This is a genomic window from Flavobacteriaceae bacterium HL-DH10 (assembly GCA_031826515.1).
GTDB classification, from domain to species: Bacteria; Bacteroidota; Bacteroidia; order Flavobacteriales; family Flavobacteriaceae; genus Thalassobellus; species Thalassobellus suaedae.
Genome location: CP134536.1, coordinates 2,730,257 through 2,747,321 on the forward strand (window position 1 = coordinate 2,730,257; position 17,065 = coordinate 2,747,321).

Consider the following 17,065-nt stretch of genomic DNA (forward strand, 5'->3'; position numbering starts at 1 on the left):
AAGACAGATATAATATGTAATTGCTTTAACTTCAAATAATATTTAAGTTTAAAGTAGTATTTCGGGTAATTTCTTTCTGAATTTTAAAAGGATATATTAAATAATAATAGCTTATAATACCTAGAGTAATTAAAATAATACTTACCGATAGCCAATGCGGCATAATGTTAGAATATCGGGTAATAAAACCTTCTAAAAAACCTGCTGAAAACGTAAACGGAAAGGTGCTTATTAAAATTTTAATCCCTGTTTTAGCACCATGTTTAAAAGATGTATATCTAGAATGTGTTCCAGGAAACAAAATACTAGCTCCAAGAATTAAACCTGCTGCAGCTTCAATAACAATGGCAAATATTTCCATGGAACCATGAATCCAAATACCTCGAACGCTTTCCCAAAACACGCCTTTCTCATAAAAGAAGTATTGAAACGAACCAAGCATAATACAGTTTTTAAACATAATGTAAAGCGTTCCTATGCCTAAAAAAACACCCAGAACAAAAGCGATAATACCAACTTTTAAATTATTGATAGTAATACCAATAAAGCTTCCCCAATTACTACCACTTTTATAAACAGCTACAGGGTCCCCAGCTTCTATGTTTTCTAACGACATGTTTACATAATTGTCTCCTAAAATGGAACGTACAAACTCCCCATCATTAGCGGCAGAAATAACGCCAATAAAAGTGAAGGCAAAAAAGATGATAAAGGCGATGTATATAAATTTTCGGTATTCATAACAAATTAAAGGGACTTCGGTTTTCCAGAAACCAATAATTCTGTTGCTGTCTTCACGTTTTGTTTTGTATATTTTTTGAAACGCTTTTGCAGCTAATTGATTAAGATATACGATAACCTTACTTTTAGGGTAATAGGTTTGCGCATAAGCCAAATCGTTAATCAAATGGATGTATTGTGAGGCTAGTTCATCAGGATCTTTAAAGTCATTATTAAAGACAGCGCGTTCAAAACTTAACCATTTTTCCTTATTTTGTTTGATGAATGAAACTTCTCTCATATATTTGATAAAATAAAATATAAAATGTCAGAGTTACAAATTAACACGACCCAAAATGTAAAAATAATATTCTCAGCTGTTGGAGCTGGCGAAAGATTATTGGCATTTATAATAGATATGGCTATAAAAATAGGGTATATGTTGGTTTTAAGTTGGACGTTTGGCGTATTTGATAATATGGACGAATGGTCGCAAATAGGTATTAATACCGTGTTAAGTTTTCCTGTTATGTTTTATACACTAGTATTAGAATCGTTATTAGAAGGACAAACCATTGGAAAAAAAGCACTAAATATAAGAGTAGTTAAAATAGATGGCTATCAAGCATCATTTTCAGATTATGTGGTACGCTGGTTTTTTCGAATTGTAGATATTTATATTTTCGGGTTGGGTTTCTTTGTTATTCTATTCAATAAAAAACAACAGCGATTAGGTGATATGGCTGCGGGTACAGCGGTTATTGCTTTAAAAGATAAAGTAACGATTAATCATACTATTTTAGAAAATTTAAAAAGTGATTATAAACCAACCTATCCTAATGTTATTAAGTTATCTGATAATGATGCTCGAATTATAAAAGACACATTTACAGTTGCAAGAGCATCCAGAGATTTTCAAACATTGATAAAATTAAGAAAGAAACTCATTGAAGTTGTTCAAATTAAAGAAGTCAAACAAAAAACGGATATGGAGTTTATTGATGTTATTTTAAAAGATTATAATTATTACACTCAAGACATGTAAGCAGAGAGCCAGTTTTTGTTTTAAAAAAACTGTGCGAATCGCTTATCCTGAGAGCAGCGAAGGATCTTTTTAAGAAGAATCATTTTTTTGTTTTTCATAAAAATTTGAGCAAACAACTTATCCTGAATTAAGTTCAGGAATAGGTCGGGCTTTTCATTACAATCTTTTATTTTGTCATTCCTGCGAAGGCAGGAATCCATAAAAAGTACTAAGTTTATATTGAGTTAAATCAAAGGATTTGTTAAAATAAAAAAGAAACCATGTTCTACACAATAGATATTTTAGGAACCATTGCTTTTGCTATTTCAGGTGTTTTAGTCGCCTTTAATAAAAAAATGGATTTGTTTGGTGTGCTAATAATAGCTTTTGTTACTGCTGTTGGAGGTGGTACTTTACGCGATTTACTTATTGGCGACACACCAGTTAGTTGGATGAAAGATATTACCTTTACTTATGTTATAATAGCTTCGGCAGTTTTTGCTATAATTTTTAGAAGTAAGATTAACTATTTAAGAACCTCACTATTTTTATTTGATACCATTGGTATTGGTTTGTATACTTTAGTGGGGATTCAAAAAGGAATAAGTGCCGATTTACACCCTATTATTTGTATTGCATTAGGAACGATGACGGCTAGTTTTGGTGGGGTAATTCGAGATATTCTTTGTAATGAAATTCCTGTAATTTTCAGAAAAGAAATTTATGCTACTGCCTGCATATTGGGAGGTGTTACTTATTTTCTATTAATAAAATTACCAATAGAAAGTAATATCGTATTTATAATAGCAGGCATTGTAGTGGTAGTAACCCGTTTATTAGCTGTTAAGTTTAAAATAGCTTTACCAAATATTTATAAAAAAGAAAAACAAAAATAATACAGACTTGAGTAATGTTAAAAGAAACTTTTATTTTTGCTAACTGCTAACTGCTAACTGCTAACTGCTAACTGCTAACTGCTAACTGCTAACTGCTAACTGCTAACTGCTAATTGCTAACTGCTAATTGCTAACTAATATCCATCACTCAATAATCTCTACATTTCGTATATAAATATTATGTAAAGGCCAATCGGCTTCATCAGTTTCAACAGCAGCAATTTTATCAATCACATCCATACCACGAATAACTTTACCAAAAATGGTATAATCACCATCTAAAAAATGGGAGCCACCTTTTTGTTGTACAATAAAAAACTCAAAAGGTGATGCTAACTTATGCGGATTATCTATTTCACTACTAGGCATCGATATAACACCTCTATCATGTTTAAAACCTCGTTTTGTATCCGTTGGTAGTAAGTATTTTCCAATTTCAGATCGTTTTCTTGCTGTTTTTTTATCATCGCTATTTCCTGCCTGCACCATAAAATTGTCAATGACTCTATAAAACTGAGTATCATTAAAATACTTTTGTTTGGTTAAAAAAATGAAATTAGAACGGTGGTATTTTGTTTCATTAAATAATAGAATATCAATAGACCCAAAATCAGTTGTAATACGTACTTTGTTCTCTTTATGATGTTTGTCGTATTCTTGAAAAAAATGCATGGCATTTTTAGAATCTAACTTTTTAAATGGTTCTTCTTCAGTTTTTGTAGAATCTATAGAAGTTTCTTTTTTGTCAGCTTTTGTTACTGTAATTTCAATCGTTTTTTTAGACTTAGAATGTTTATCTTCACAATTCAGAAATAAAAAGAAACAACATAAAAGCAATACAATACGCATATAAATGAATTTTGATGAATTTTTAAAATCGTTATCAAAAATAGAAAATATACCGCTTCCAGCCGAAGCATCTCAATTTAAAATGGTGCCTCCGTATCGGCAAGAGCTTTTAAAACAGCAAGAAGAAGCTATTAAAAAAGCAAAAAAAGCGGGAGTTTTAGCATTGTTTTATCCAAATGAAACCAATAAAACTCATTTTGTTTTAATTTTAAGAAAGTCTTATAAAGGGGCACATTCTGCTCAAATTGCCTTTCCAGGAGGTAAGTTAGAAGACGATGATGCCTCTATTGAAGCTGCTGCAGTTAGAGAAACTTATGAAGAGGTAGGTGTACCCGTTGAATCAATACAAGTACTACGTCAATTATCGCAAGTTTATATCCCACCAAGTAATTTTTATGTATTTCCTTTTATTGGTATTTGTAAAGAAATACCTCGATTTGTAAAGCAGGAAGATGAAGTTGAAGCGATTATAGAAGTATCTTTAAATCATTTTTTTGACGATAAAAATGTGGTGACTAAAAGAGTAAAAACTTCTTATAGTATTGAAACAGAGGTTCCTGCTTTTAAATTGAATGAGCATATAGTTTGGGGGGCAACGGCTATGATGTTAAGCGAAATTAAAGACTTGTTAAAACAATTACTCTAGTTTGCAAGATTTGTTACATTTGTAGCAACTAACCAATTTGACGTGTGATTTATGGGATTGTTTAAAGAAAATCCGTTTGGGCATATACTATTTTTAAAAAAATGGCTCATTAGAATTTTTGGTGTTTTAACACATAGGCGTTTTAGAGGCTTTAACGAATTACAAATAGAAGGCTCTGATATTATTAAAAATTTACCAGACACCAATGTGCTATTTATATCAAATCATCAAACCTATTTTGCCGATGTGGTATCTATGTTTCATGTGTTTAATGCCAGTTTAAGTGGTCGTGTAGATTCTATAAAAAATGTAGGATACATCTGGAATCCGAAACTGAATATTTATTATGTAGCTGCAAAAGAAACCATGAAAGCAGGTTTATTACCTAAAATTTTGGCTTATATGGGGTCGATTAGCATTGAACGAACTTGGAGATCAGAAGGTCAAGATGTCAATAGGCAAGTAAAAATGAGCGATATTTCTAGTATCGGCAAAGCTTTAGATGATGGCTGGGTTATAACATTTCCACAAGGAACAACCACACCATTTAAACCTATAAGAAAAGGAACTGCACATATTATTAAACGCTATAAACCTATTGTTGTACCTATTGTTATTGACGGATTTAGAAGATCTTTTGATAAAAAAGGCTTACGAATTAAAAAGAAAAATATCCTTCAATCTTTTGAAATTAAAGCGCCTTTAGAGATTGATTACGATAACGAATCTACCGATGATATCATAAAAAAAATAGAGTATGCCATAGAGCAACATCCATCGTTTTTAAAAGTTATTCCTCAAAAGGAACTTGCAGCCCTCGAAGAATTGAATAAAAAACGTGAATGGTAAAACATAGTGTTTTTTAATGTTTACTATTTATACTTTCATTAATGCCAGAAAATGCCGTTAAGGATCAAGTGTTCTTAAATTTAAAAAACTATTTTGGTTATGATAGTTTTAGAGTCAATCAGCAAGATATTGTTGAGGCTGTGCTAAACAAAAAAGACTGTTTGGTTATTATGCCAACTGGTGGAGGTAAATCTATTTGTTTTCAACTTCCAGCATTATCTTTTAAAGGCGTAACCATTGTAATATCTCCATTAATAGCCTTGATGAAGGATCAGGTGGATGGTTTAAATGCTAATGGTATTTCTGCATCTTATTTTAACAGTAGCCAAAGTAGCGAAGAGCAGCATGCTATAATAGAAAATGTTATTCGGGCAGAAATAAAATTGCTTTACGTTGCTCCGGAAAGCTTGGCAGCTTTACAAAATATTTTAACCGAAAAATATATAAGTTGTGTCGCAATAGATGAAGCGCATTGTATTTCGTCTTGGGGTCATGATTTTAGACCCTCGTATCAACAGCTTGGATTTTTAAAAACCACACTTCCAAATACGCCCTTTATTGCATTAACAGCAACGGCCGATAAAACAACTAGAGAAGATATTGTAAAACAATTGCGTATAGACCATGCTCAAATATTTATATCATCTTTCGATAGAAAAAATATAGGGTTAGAAGTTCGAACGGCTAATAATAGGATTTCTCAAATTGTTAAGTTTATAAAAGCCAGACCAAATCAATCGGGAATTATTTATTGCTTAAGCAGAAAAACCACAGAGCAATTATCTACGAAATTAAAAGCAAATAGTATTCCAGCCGAAGCCTATCATGCGGGTTTGAATTTTGATAAACGCTCTAAAGTTCAAGAATCGTTTATTCATGATAAAACCCAAATTGTTTGTGCAACGGTAGCGTTTGGTATGGGTATAGATAAGTCGAATGTGCGCTGGGTAGTGCATTATAATATGCCTAAAAATATTGAAGGATACTATCAGGAAATTGGACGTGCGGGTCGAGACGGATTAAAATCTCATGCCTTATTATTTCATAGTTATGCCGATGTTATTCAGTTACAGAATTTCGCAAGCGGAGCTTCTAATGAAGCGGTTCAAATTGCGAAATTAGATAGAATGAAACAATTTTCGGAAGCTACAACCTGTCGACGAAAAATTTTATTGAGTTATTTTGGTGAGTTGTTAGGCACAAACTGTGGGAATTGTGATGTTTGTAAAAATCCGCCTCAATTTTTTGATGGGACTATTATTGCTCAAAAAATTCTATCAACAGTATATCATTTAAAACAGCAGGAAGCTATGGGTGTCATTATCGATGTGCTTCGTGGGGCTCAAAATGCAACTATTATATCAAAAGGCTATCAAGAAGTTTCTACATTTGGGATAGGTAAAGATATTTCATGGCAACATTGGCAACATTTTGTTATTCAGCTTATAAATCAAGGCTTTTGTGAAATTGCATTTCATAAGCATAATGCATTACAACTCACCGATTTTTCTAGCAAAGTATTGTTTAAGGGCGCAAAAGTTGCACTAACAAAACCAGTTGCTGTTACCGAAGTTAAGCCTGTCGTTAAAGAGAAAAAGACGCGATTAAAACGTACAAAAACAAAAGCAAAAGCTAGACCAGCTGCTGATAATTTATTTGAGCGCCTCAGATTGTTACGATATAAAATTGCTTTAGAAGAAGGTATACCGGCATATTTGATTTTTAGTGATGCCACTTTAAAAGAAATTGAGCGCGAACGTCCATTAAGTGAAGATGATTTTTTAAGTATTAGTGGAGTAGGACAGCGTAAGTTAGAAGTTTATGGTGATGAGTTTATGGCTGAAATCATGAATTTTATGGGGTCTAAAGTTAAGAAACCTAAAAAAGCAGATACTTATACCGTTACTTACGAGCTTTATAAATCGGGTTTATCTATTGAAGAAATTGCGGTTCAGCGAAAATTAAATACAACCACAATATATTCGCATATAGCTAAATTGTATAGCACTGGAAAAAAAATAAATTTATACGATTTTGTTTCCAAAAGTGATGTGGAAGCTGTGCGGAAAGCAAAAGAGGCTTTAGATGCTCCAAAAGCATTGAGACCGTATTTTGACTATTTTAACGAAAGTATAGATTATTTTAAAATTCGTTTGGCATTGAGTATTATTGAAAAAGATTAGTTTAAAGTTTTAGTTAAAAATAGGTTAACTTCGTTTTTAAGTTTTAAAAAATATGTCAGCACTCTTAATTGAAGATGAAACTTTCGAGAAACAAGATTTTAAAGTAAATAACCTTGATAAAGGCGAATATGAATATTGTACGTTTTTAAACTGTAATTTTTCTGAAGGAACTTTATCTGGTATCAGGTTTTTAGAGTGTGAGTTTATTAACTGTAATTTAAGTTCTACAAACATTACAAGTACTGCTTTTCAAGATGTAAAATTTAAGGGTTGTAAGCTTTTAGGTTTAAAGTTCGAGCGTTCTAATTCATTTGGGTTTTCTGTCAGCTTTGAAAGTTGTCAATTAAATTATGCTTCATTTTATAAAGTGGTTTTAAAAAATACACGTTTTATAAATTCTAAACTTCATAATGTCGATTTTACTGAAACTGACTTGTCCGCCTCGTCTTTTAATGATTGCGATTTGCTACAAGCCGTTTTTGAAAATTCTAATTTAGAAAAAACAGATTTCCGAAAAGCGATTAATTATAGCATGCATCCTGAAAAAAATAGGATAAAAGGCGCCAAGTTTTCTTTAGATGGTGTAACAGGATTGTTAGGTGTTTATGGAGTGGAAATAGAGTAGTAGCTTTTCTTTTTAATTAAATGATTCAAAAGTTTATTTTGTACGAAAAATTAACTAAATTGGTTTAACGTATGATATAAAACATTAAAACGATTTTATATCAAGGTAGTTGTAAAACATATTGCAAAGAAGAATCCAATGAAGCATATTAAAATAATTGTATCTTTGAATTGTGGAAAAAATTGGAGACATAGAAATCCGAGTTGTAGGGAAATCAGGTAATCAAAGTTTAAGACCTGACAACTATGATATTAAGCATATTGCAATGATTTTGCAAAATGTGGAGGACTTACTATATCCTAACAATAAGAAAGATAGACCGATAATTACTTATGATATTCAAGAAGGTTCTGTTAGGCATTTGTTTAAAACAACTATTCAAACAGTAATCGGTTTTAGTGCTGTATTAGGTCAAGTTCAAGCCAATCAATCTATTGATTTTTTAGAATTAAAAACTGCGAGAGCAATTGAGAATATTCAAGATTTATCACTTCAAAAAAATTATGAATTTCAAATTAAAACGTCTCTCAAAGATGACTATGAATTAACCATAAATCCTTCAACTAAATATTTTAGAACAGAAAATATTTGGGCTGAAGCGGAATTCTATTTTTATGGTATTTTAAAAGATGCTGGAGGCAAAAGTAAAGCTAACATTCATTTGGATACTCAAGATTATGGATACCTATCAATTGAGACTGGAGAGGAGTTTTTAAAGGAAAGAGAAGAGAATTTACTTTATAAAAAATTTGGGATTAGAGCGAGTGGAAAACAAAATGTTGAAACTGGTGAGATTGACACAAAATCACTTTCTTTAATAGAATTAATTGATTATCAACCAAAATTTGATATTGACTATCTGAATTCACTTATTAAGAAAGCCAAAAGAAACTGGAAAAACATTAATCCAGATGAATGGCTGTTAAATTTAAGAGGTGAATATGAAGCATAGTGTTTTATTAGATACAAGTTTTTTTATTCGACTACTTAATGACGAAGACCCACTCCACTTAAATGCTGTTGGTTATTTTAAATATTTCTTGGAAAATGAAATAGTTTTAAAAGTTTCTACAATCAGTATTGCTGAATATTGTGTTCTTGGTGAACTTGAAGATTTACCTCTAAAAAATGTCCAAATTGTTCCGTTTAACTTGAAAGACGCAGAAAAGACAGGTGAATTTGCTAAAATTATTTTTACTGAAAATAAAATTAATGTGGAAAAATTATCACCTCGAGCAATAATCCCTAATGATTCAAAACTTTTTGCTCAGTCTGATTTAGATAAAACTGTTAGTCATTTCGTAACTTCTGACGTTCGTTCAAAAAACACTTTGGCTTTATTAAAAAAAGGAACTAACCCAAAATTCGATATAATTAGTATTGACAATCCATATACAGAAACATTCGGGATTTTAGATTTATAAAAATACGTTTTACAAGACCTTTATGATTAGTTGTAAGTGTCGTGTTTACTCAGAAAATTCTGCGGATTTCCATAATGGTTCATTTTTTTTTTTTTTTTTTTTTGCTAATTTACTTATAGATAGTGCAATCAACCATACACGAACCGTTAAACAAAACATCAATTTCTAAACCTCACCAATTAGTTAATAACTCCTAACATTTTGTTACAAAACACCCTGCAAAATTCTTATTTTGCAGGGTGTAATCATGATATTAAATAGCCTATTTTAAAATCCGATTGGCACTAAGTGTAGTTGATAAGAAAAGTTAAAAAACCTTAATTAAATGGTCAGGTTTTAAAAATCGGTCTTTTAAAATAAATCCTGTTGATAACTGCCAATAGGTTCCCTTCAAAAATCAGGTCTAAATTCCTGTTTTCAGTTTTAAGCTATCATTTATTCCCATAAAAAAAGAGATGATCCTTTCGGTTCACCTCTTTGTAGTTATAATTTCCTTTTAATAAATTATTGTGGTTGCGTAACAGAACTTCCGTCAAGTATTACTGTCGTTTGTGCAAGTGCTCTTCCTTTCATGGTAGCCCCTGTTTGTAATGTGATTCCTGTCATTGAAAGTACAATGCCTTCAAAATGTGAGGTTGTTCCAAAAGTTGCTTGACCAGCTACCTGCCAGAATATATTTTTAGCTTGCGCACCTCCTGCTAATGTAATATTAATACCTGTGCTTATGTTAAGGTCACCTGCAATCTGGAATATCCAAACATCACTAGCTGTACCAGAAATGGTAATTGACGAAGGTATGGTAACCGAATTGGTCCATTTATAAAGACCTGGAGATAATGTTTTTCCACCAATGTTACCTGTTGCGTATTCAATATAATCTGGGGAAGGACGACCTGCAGCATCGTTGTAAGCGGTAATCATGTTTTCAACCGCTGTAGTTAAATTAGTTGGTGTAGGATCAGCCATGTCAGCGGCAAATGCTTTGCCTGTAATTTGCGCCGATGTTGCATATCCAGTGGCATTGGTTAATGCTAATCCAGTAATATAAGATGTTGCAGCAGGGCTTAATCCCAAATCACCAACAATGGCCGAAGTCGAATTATTATTAATGGCCGTTTTAGCCAAAATCACATAATTTGCTGAGGCTCCAAGATCTACTACATTAAGTGTAGTTAGAGTGCCTCCAGTTGTGAAATTCCAAACCATATCAGCTGCAATGGCATTGCCCGCAAGGTCTTTTACAGCTTTTGTTATAGTGGCCGTGTAGATTTTTCCAGCAGACAAATTATCTGTTGGTGTAAAGGTTGCCGTTTCTCCAGAATAGTTAACTGAACCAGAAACGTTGGTTGTTCCCTCTTTCACGATAAAACTTGAAGTTGTAATTGTTGAGGCATCCATAGGCTCGCTGAATGTAGCTGTGATGACTGAGTTACGTGAAACACCAGCCGTATTGTTGGTCGGATAGGTTTCATTGACAGTAGAAAGGGGTGTGTTAACATTATCATTATCATTGTCACAACTAGTGAATAAGATAACAAATGCAAGTAGTAATGGGGCTAAAAATTTTGTAATTTTCATAATATTTGTAGATTGTTTATGTGTGAAATATGTCACACAACAAAGGTAGGTCTTCAAATAGCAGGGGGGTTACATGATATTTCAAATGAGTTATATGATTCTCACATTTGGTTGATAGAACCAAAGCTTCTAAAACCAATTAAGTCTATGTGTAATTCCTAGCAAACCTTTTTGTTATGGTTCGCTGATCAACAATTTGGGACACAAATCAAAGACTTTCGATTTAATGCCAACAAGAAACCAAAAACAACACTTAATACCTTCACTTCAAAAAGCATCAAAACCTTTTTTACTTCATTAATACTGGGCACGACTTGGATTGTAATATGCGTGAGAACCTACTTTTTTTGTGTGCTGCATAATTAAAATATTAAAAACTGGATTAAAGAAGAGAATTGTGGTAGGGCTTTTGTTTTTATAACACTAATTTTTTTGCTAAACAAAACTTTTAGAGCGTTTATGTGTTTACATAGCTGACCTAACAGTAATATTAAGTAAGCTCTTAATGTGGATGAATCTAGTTTATAGGCATTGTCCTGCAACAAGCAGGTTTCTTTCTGTGCATATCCTAAAAAGCTAGACTTGCCAGTTTATTTGTTTTTGTGTTTGCCTTTTGTATTATGATTTTTTTTAAATTTATTATGTTCAGGATGGTTTTTATTTACGTAATATTTAGGATCATGGCTATTTCTTATTATTCCTTGGCTATGATTATTTTTGTACTTATTATATTTTTTCCTGTACAGACCATAATTACGGTAGGGCTTAGGTTCATTAACCACCACTTTGTATCCGGAGTATAAATCAAAATTCTGGTATTTTGAAGGCAGCCTTCTTGAAAATACACTACGGCCGTTTTGCATATAAATATATTGTCGGTTTGGCACATTATAAAATGCATCGATATCCGGTAAATAATAATATTCAACGTAATCATGTCCCACAGGCCCCCATAAGGGCTGTGCATTAATGTTAATGCCCACACGGACTTGCGCATTTGTAGTTTGCGAAATAACGCCTCCTAAGAGTAATGTGATGATATAAATTGTTTTTTTCATTGTTTTAATTTTTTTGTTTTGCCTTACAAAGATGGGCAAAAACAGACCCATGGGCATTATACAATTGTAGAAATGGTTTATATGATTTATATGTTATTTTGTAATTAATGTATTAAATTTTAAGGAAGAAAATAGCGAAAGCCAAATGAACACGTACTTATGTAATTCCGTTAATAACTCCTAACAACTCCAGTTTAAAAAAAGTATCAAAATCCTTATTTTGCAGCCTGTAATCATGATATTAAATAGCTTATTTTGAAAGTATGTATTGCTGAAAAGCCAAGTGTTGCGCGTGAGATTGCTGCCGTTTTAGGGGCTAATACTAAACGCGATGGATATTATGAAGGCAATGGTTATGCCGTAACCTATACTTTTGGACATTTATGTACGTTAAAAGAGCCTAATGATTATAAGCCCTATTGGAAAAGTTGGGATTTAAATAACCTCCCTATGCTTCCCGAAAAATTCGAGACCAAAGTAGTGGCCAATTCGGGCATACAAAAGCAATTCAATATTGTAAAAAGTTTATTTGACAAAGCAGAGCTTGTTATAAACTGTGGGGATGCGGGGCAAGAAGGAGAACTTATTCAGCGTTGGGTGATGAATGAAGCCAATTACAAAGGCAAGGTAGAGCGTTTATGGATTTCATCATTAACCACAGAGGCTATTAAAGAAGGTTTTGAAAATTTAAAACCATCTGAAGATTACGATAATTTATATTACGCAGGATTTTCAAGAGCTATTGGCGATTGGCTATTAGGAATGAATGCCACACGCTTATATACCGTAAAACATGGTGGTTATAAACAAGTGTTGTCCGTTGGTCGCGTACAAACACCAACTTTGGCTATGGTTGTAAATCGTTTTAAAGACATTGAAAATTTTAAACCACAGCCGTATTGGGAGTTGCAAACTCTTTATAGAGAAACACTTTTTAGTTATGAAGAAGGTCGCTTTTTAAAAAAAGAAGATGGTGAAGCTTTAGCAAATAAAGTAAAGGAAAGCGATTTTGAAATAGTATCTATAACCAAAAAGAAAGGGAAAGAATATGCACCCAAGTTATTCGATTTAACAGGCTTGCAGGTGTATTGTAATACAAAATTCGGATTTTCGGCAGATGAAACTTTGAAGATTGTTCAGAAGTTATACGAGCAAAAAGTAGTAACCTACCCAAGAGTTGATACCACGTTTTTACCAAACGATGTCTATCCTAAAGTAGCAGGAATTCTTCAAAAGCTAACTAATTATGCGGCTTTAACCCAACCGCTTTTAGGAAAGAAAATAAAAAAATCGGCCAAAGTTTTTAATGATAAAAAAGTTACCGATCACCATGCGATTATTCCAACGGGGATTCAAATTAATTTGCAATATAACCAGCAACAGGTTTACGATATTATTGTAAAACGTTTTATTGCGGTTTTTTATGATGATTGCTCAGTAGCAAATACAACCGTTATTGGTAGTGCTGCCGAAGTATCGTTTAAAACGACAGGTAAAGAAATTTTAGAAAAAGGTTGGCGCATTGTTTTCGACACTTCGACTGCGCTCAGTGTGACAAATAACGATAACTTATTGCCACAATTTATTAAAGGAGAAAAAGGACCTCACGAACCGTCATTTTTAGAAAAAGAAACCAAACCGCCTAATCAATTTACAGAAGCTACGTTATTACGTGCCATGGAAACCGCAGGTAAGCAGGTAGATGATGAAGAATTACGTGATTTAATGAAAGAAAATGGTATTGGTCGTCCATCAACACGAGCCAATATTATTGAAACACTTTTTAAGCGAAAATATATAAAACGTAATAAAAAGCAAGTATTGCCAACGGTTACAGGTATTCAGTTGATTGATACGATTCAGAATGATTTATTAAAATCGGCCGAATTAACAGGCTCTTGGGAAAAGCAACTAAAAGATATTGAAAAAGGCGAGTTTAGTGCAGGTGCATTTATTAAAAACATGAAACGCATGGTAGATGCTTTGGTTTATGAAGTAAGAAGTGAAACCAAGCGAGCTAATATTTCACAAGAAAATGTTATTAAAAGCAGAGTCGCTAAGTCTGAAGTAAAAAAACAAGCAGGAATAACAGCTGAAGGATGCCCAAAATGTAAAAACGGACAACTTATAAAAGGAAAAAATGCTTATGGTTGTTCTGCATTTAAATCCGGATGCAATTTTGTGCTACCTTTTAGTTTTGGAGGTAAAAAAATATCAGAAAAGCAATTTATTAGATTGCTTCAAAAAGGTTCTACTGTTAATTTAAAGGGGTTTAAGAGTGATGCAGGTGTTGTTGAAGGTTTGCTTCGATTTGATGAGGATTTCAAACTTAAATTAGAGCCTAAACAAATTTCCGCGAAAGCGAAACCAAACGAGTTAATATGCCCGAAATGTAAAAAAGGAACGGTTATAAAAGGACATTCGGCCTATGGATGCACTGCTTATAAATCGGGATGCGATTTTAAAATGACTTTTGAAGCTGTTAGAGCTAAAATAAACGGACAAACACCAACAAAAGAATTGGTTCACGATATCTTGAGGGGTAAGGTATGATTCATTTCGAGCGTAAAGAGAAATGGTATAATTCTAAAAGGTTGTGTAATGTGTCATTGTTTTAAAATCGGAGCTATACTATTTAAAGTATTAACTGTGAGTTGTTTAAGTAGATGTAAAAAGATAGTGTCACCTTGAGCGCAGTAGAAAGGTTGTTGAGTAAAAATATTTTTAATGAGGCTTCGACTGCGCTCAGCCTGACAAAGTCTAAATATTTAATATTTTAATTGTTTTTATAATAATAGAACTTAGGTTTAAATTAAAATCCTTTTGGAAAATATAACACATCGTCATTTTATAATTTACAAACCGTACGGGTATTTAAGCCAGTTTATGAGTAATGCCTCTAAGCAGCAATCTAAAAAGTTTTTAGGGGAACTTCACGATTTTCCTGATGGTATAATGGCTGTTGGCCGTTTAGATGAAAAATCGGAAGGTTTATTGCTACTAACTACAGATGGACAAACGAGTGCTTTTGTAAACAGCAAAAAGGTTGAAAAAGAATACTATGCACAAGTAGATGGTGATATTTCAATGGAAGCTATAGAGCAATTAAAATTAGGTGTAGAAATTGGTGTTGAAGGAAAAAAGTACCAAACAAAACCCTGTAAAGCTTTTAAGTTAAGTGCTATTCCAGATTTCGAAGAACGTTCGCGAAAAGTACGTGATGATAGACATGGACCAACATCATGGGTGTCTATTACATTAAACGAAGGTAAGTTTAGGCAGGTGCGTAAAATGACATCGGCAGTCGGATTTCCAACCTTGAGATTAGTGCGTGTTAGGGTAGGAGATATTCATTTAAAGCCCATGAAAATTGGTGATGTGGTTGAAGTTGCTAGTTTTTTGAGTTAAAGACTGAACAGTTTGTTTGAGCTCACCACTAATAGTTATAAAAAGTCTTAAAGCCTGAATTACAGCTCTAACTTTTCGAGTTCTTTGTAATTCTTATTTAAGCGTTTTAATAAGATGCCGTAGATAAGTTTATAAAATAACCAAATAATTACTGTTGCTATAGCTATAAACAGAATGGAAATCCCCATGAATATCAAAATACCATGTTCGCCAATTTTTTCTATACTCTGCATAGTTTCAGGGTTATTGTGAATACTAATATATAAACCTATAATTATCGAAACGACCATCATTATTAAATTATAAAGCACGTAATATTTTATTATTTTACGTGTTTTTAAAATGCTTTCCATAAGCTTTTTGGCATTATCTGTTACAGATATTGATTTATATGATTTGTAAAGTAGGTAGATAAAAAGAATGATAATGGCAAAGCTAAATATGGTAAGGACATTAAATACGGTATCGTTTGTGTAAACTTGATTTAATTTTTGTCTGTAAGAATCTGATGTAAAATAAGGAATAGTATTTACTAATATCCAGAAAATAAGTTCGGCTATACTAATGTAAAAAAGCATCTTTACTATAGAAGATGATTTTTTAAGTAACATCGGGTAAATATCATTTACCGATAGTTTTTTATGATTTGGATTGGGTTTATTCCAATTTTTCTTTAAAATATCTAATTCATCCATAGGGTTACGGATTTAGTATGGTTTTAAGTTTCGTTTTAATTCTATTCATTTTCACACGGGCATTCACTTCACTAATTCCCAAAGTTTCACTAATTTCTCTATAATTTTTGTCTTCTAAATATAAGAAAATAAGAGCCTTTTCAATGTCGTTTAATTGGTGTACTGCTTTATATAATATTTTTAATTGTTGTTCTTCTGTATCATCATAATCTTGGACTTTTATTTTAAAAGCGACGCTTTCAAAATCTTGAGTAGTAATACTGCGTTTCGATTTCCTGTAAAGGGTAATAGCTGTATTTAATCCTACACGATACATCCAAGTACTAAACTTTGCATCACCTCTAAATTTTGGGTAGGCTTTCCAAAGTTGAATGGTTATTTCTTGAAATAAATCGTTATGTGCGTCATAGTTATTCGTGTACAAACGACATACTTTGTGCACAATATTTTGATGCTTTTCTAGTAATTCTACAAAACTATGTTCTAGTTCTTTATTCAAGTTAATCAGTTAGGTGCTTTATAAGTAGCTTTATTATTTAAAACGTTACAAATGTGAAAAAAATAAATTTTATAAGAGCAGTCTGGAGTAAGGTTTTTTATGGTTTTATTCTCGTTATATTTAAGAAAAGTTGATTCTTTAACTTTTTTAATATTTTAAATGTATGGTTTAGGTAGAGTTTGTTTTTGTCTGATTTAAAATTCTTTAAGGTTAAGGTATAGATAAAATCTATATAAGGTTTTTGGTTTGAAAACAGTCTTTTTTAAGTGATAAGATATACCAATATATAAAAAAATAATTAGATAAAATTTTAACCTAAAAAACAGGGTAAAAAATCTGTTTGTGTTTCATTTTTTTTGTTTTAAACACGTTGTTTTTAATAAAAAAAAGTAGCTTTTTATTTGAAAATTCTATGTTTATTTTTATTTGTTTTTTGAGAAAACATACAATTCATTCTCTATGTTTTTCAGTTTGGTTATTTATGATTTTTTTTTTTTGTCATTCATGTTGTGTGTGAAATTTGTTCTATTTATTAAAAGTCGAACTGTAAAGTATCTTAAGTGATGCAAAAAAAATATTATATGTTTAAGATAATACTGTTTTGGATTTTA

General features: G+C 32.0%; 16 protein-coding genes. 10 read left to right on the forward strand and 6 right to left on the reverse strand.

All coding sequences use genetic code 11. The features are described from left to right. Nucleotides 1–31 precede the first annotated feature (31 nt). Nucleotides 32–1,021, reverse strand: coding sequence for a stage II sporulation protein M (locus tag RHP49_11515; GenBank protein ID WNH11531.1), 990 nt, complete (start codon nucleotides 1,019–1,021; stop codon nucleotides 32–34). 24 nt (nucleotides 1,022–1,045) lie between these two features. On the opposite strand from RHP49_11515, the gene RHP49_11520 reads away from it, so the two are divergent. Both RHP49_11520 and RHP49_11525 read left to right on the forward strand, forming a co-directional pair. Further along, nucleotides 1,046–1,765, forward strand: coding sequence for an RDD family protein (locus RHP49_11520; GenBank protein ID WNH11532.1), 720 nt, complete (start codon nucleotides 1,046–1,048; stop codon nucleotides 1,763–1,765). Between the two features lie 260 nt (nucleotides 1,766–2,025). Next, nucleotides 2,026–2,640: a trimeric intracellular cation channel family protein gene (locus tag RHP49_11525; GenBank protein ID WNH11533.1), complete on the forward strand. Its 615-nt coding sequence runs from the start codon at nucleotides 2,026–2,028 to the stop codon at nucleotides 2,638–2,640. A 144-nt stretch (nucleotides 2,641–2,784) separates the two neighbouring features. On the opposite strand, the gene RHP49_11530 is transcribed toward RHP49_11525, so the two are convergent. Then, nucleotides 2,785–3,489, reverse strand: a complete 705-nt coding sequence (locus RHP49_11530) for a peptidylprolyl isomerase (protein WNH11534.1) — start codon at nucleotides 3,487–3,489, stop codon at nucleotides 2,785–2,787. 4 nt (nucleotides 3,490–3,493) lie between these two features. Between RHP49_11530 and RHP49_11535 the strand changes: the two genes are divergently transcribed. The 6 genes from RHP49_11535 to RHP49_11560 all read left to right on the forward strand — a co-directional run bounded on the left by RHP49_11535 (nucleotide 3,494) and on the right by RHP49_11560 (nucleotide 9,216). Beyond that, nucleotides 3,494–4,135 (forward strand): CoA pyrophosphatase, encoded by a 642-nt coding sequence (locus RHP49_11535; protein WNH11535.1) that lies wholly within the window; start codon nucleotides 3,494–3,496, stop codon nucleotides 4,133–4,135. 51 nt (nucleotides 4,136–4,186) lie between these two features. Continuing rightward, nucleotides 4,187–4,984, forward strand: coding sequence for a lysophospholipid acyltransferase family protein (locus RHP49_11540; protein WNH11536.1), 798 nt, complete (start codon nucleotides 4,187–4,189; stop codon nucleotides 4,982–4,984). 41 nt (nucleotides 4,985–5,025) lie between these two features. Next, nucleotides 5,026–7,167, forward strand: a complete 2,142-nt coding sequence (gene recQ / locus RHP49_11545; GenBank protein ID WNH11537.1) for a DNA helicase RecQ — start codon at nucleotides 5,026–5,028, stop codon at nucleotides 7,165–7,167. Between the two features lie 52 nt (nucleotides 7,168–7,219). Further along, nucleotides 7,220–7,792: a pentapeptide repeat-containing protein gene (locus tag RHP49_11550; GenBank protein WNH11538.1), complete on the forward strand. Its 573-nt coding sequence runs from the start codon at nucleotides 7,220–7,222 to the stop codon at nucleotides 7,790–7,792. Nucleotides 7,793–7,964: 172 nt separating this feature from the next. Then, nucleotides 7,965–8,744 carry a hypothetical protein gene (locus RHP49_11555; GenBank protein ID WNH11539.1) on the forward strand — a complete coding sequence of 260 codons (780 nt, stop codon included), beginning with the start codon at nucleotides 7,965–7,967 and terminating at the stop codon, nucleotides 8,742–8,744. Then, entirely contained in the window at nucleotides 8,734–9,216 is a 483-nt protein-coding gene (locus tag RHP49_11560) for a hypothetical protein (protein WNH11540.1), read from the forward strand. Before RHP49_11555 ends, RHP49_11560 begins: the two co-directional genes overlap by 11 nt. A gap of 504 nt (nucleotides 9,217–9,720) precedes the next feature. On the opposite strand, the gene RHP49_11565 is transcribed toward RHP49_11560, so the two are convergent. Together RHP49_11565 and RHP49_11570 are read right to left on the reverse strand one after the other, a co-directional pair. Beyond that, a complete protein-coding gene (locus tag RHP49_11565; protein ID WNH11541.1) occupies nucleotides 9,721–10,794 on the reverse strand; it encodes an ice-binding family protein in 1,074 nt (357 codons plus the stop codon). 590 nt (nucleotides 10,795–11,384) lie between these two features. Next, complete coding sequence (locus tag RHP49_11570) at nucleotides 11,385–11,852, reverse strand: hypothetical protein (GenBank protein ID WNH11542.1); 468 nt, start codon at nucleotides 11,850–11,852, stop codon at nucleotides 11,385–11,387. Between the two features lie 255 nt (nucleotides 11,853–12,107). Between RHP49_11570 and RHP49_11575 the strand changes: the two genes are divergently transcribed. Further along, the gene (locus RHP49_11575) at nucleotides 12,108–14,405 is read left to right on the forward strand and encodes a DNA topoisomerase 3 (GenBank protein WNH11543.1); all 2,298 of its coding nucleotides are present in this window, start codon (nucleotides 12,108–12,110) and stop codon (nucleotides 14,403–14,405) included. A gap of 264 nt (nucleotides 14,406–14,669) precedes the next feature. Then, nucleotides 14,670–15,260 carry a pseudouridine synthase gene (locus RHP49_11580; GenBank protein WNH14417.1) on the forward strand — a complete coding sequence of 197 codons (591 nt, stop codon included), beginning with the start codon at nucleotides 14,670–14,672 and terminating at the stop codon, nucleotides 15,258–15,260. A 59-nt stretch (nucleotides 15,261–15,319) separates the two neighbouring features. Here RHP49_11580 and RHP49_11585 read toward each other — a convergent pair whose 3' ends face one another. Beyond that, nucleotides 15,320–15,955 carry a hypothetical protein gene (locus RHP49_11585; protein ID WNH11544.1) on the reverse strand — a complete coding sequence of 212 codons (636 nt, stop codon included), beginning with the start codon at nucleotides 15,953–15,955 and terminating at the stop codon, nucleotides 15,320–15,322. A gap of 4 nt (nucleotides 15,956–15,959) precedes the next feature. Beyond that, nucleotides 15,960–16,454, reverse strand: a complete 495-nt coding sequence (locus tag RHP49_11590) for an RNA polymerase sigma factor (GenBank protein ID WNH11545.1) — start codon at nucleotides 16,452–16,454, stop codon at nucleotides 15,960–15,962. Nucleotides 16,455–17,065: the final 611 nt, after the last annotated feature.

Bases quoted from the DNA above. Each gene is read 5' to 3' on its own strand.
- RHP49_11515 (WNH11531.1), bottom strand. From the start codon at position 1,021: ATGAGAGAAGTTTCATTCATCAAACAAAATAAGGAAAAATGGTTAAGT.
- RHP49_11520 (WNH11532.1), top strand. From the start codon at position 1,046: ATGTCAGAGTTACAAATTAACACGACCCAAAATGTAAAAATAATATTC.
- RHP49_11525 (WNH11533.1), top strand. From the start codon at position 2,026: ATGTTCTACACAATAGATATTTTAGGAACCATTGCTTTTGCTATTTCA.
- RHP49_11530 (WNH11534.1), bottom strand. From the start codon at position 3,489: ATGCGTATTGTATTGCTTTTATGTTGTTTCTTTTTATTTCTGAATTGT.
- RHP49_11535 (WNH11535.1), top strand. From the start codon at position 3,494: ATGAATTTTGATGAATTTTTAAAATCGTTATCAAAAATAGAAAATATA.
- RHP49_11540 (WNH11536.1), top strand. From the start codon at position 4,187: ATGGGATTGTTTAAAGAAAATCCGTTTGGGCATATACTATTTTTAAAA.
- recQ (WNH11537.1), top strand. From the start codon at position 5,026: ATGCCAGAAAATGCCGTTAAGGATCAAGTGTTCTTAAATTTAAAAAAC.
- RHP49_11550 (WNH11538.1), top strand. From the start codon at position 7,220: ATGTCAGCACTCTTAATTGAAGATGAAACTTTCGAGAAACAAGATTTT.
- RHP49_11560 (WNH11540.1), top strand. From the start codon at position 8,734: ATGAAGCATAGTGTTTTATTAGATACAAGTTTTTTTATTCGACTACTT.
- RHP49_11565 (WNH11541.1), bottom strand. From the start codon at position 10,794: ATGAAAATTACAAAATTTTTAGCCCCATTACTACTTGCATTTGTTATC.
- RHP49_11570 (WNH11542.1), bottom strand. From the start codon at position 11,852: ATGAAAAAAACAATTTATATCATCACATTACTCTTAGGAGGCGTTATT.
- RHP49_11585 (WNH11544.1), bottom strand. From the start codon at position 15,955: ATGGATGAATTAGATATTTTAAAGAAAAATTGGAATAAACCCAATCCA.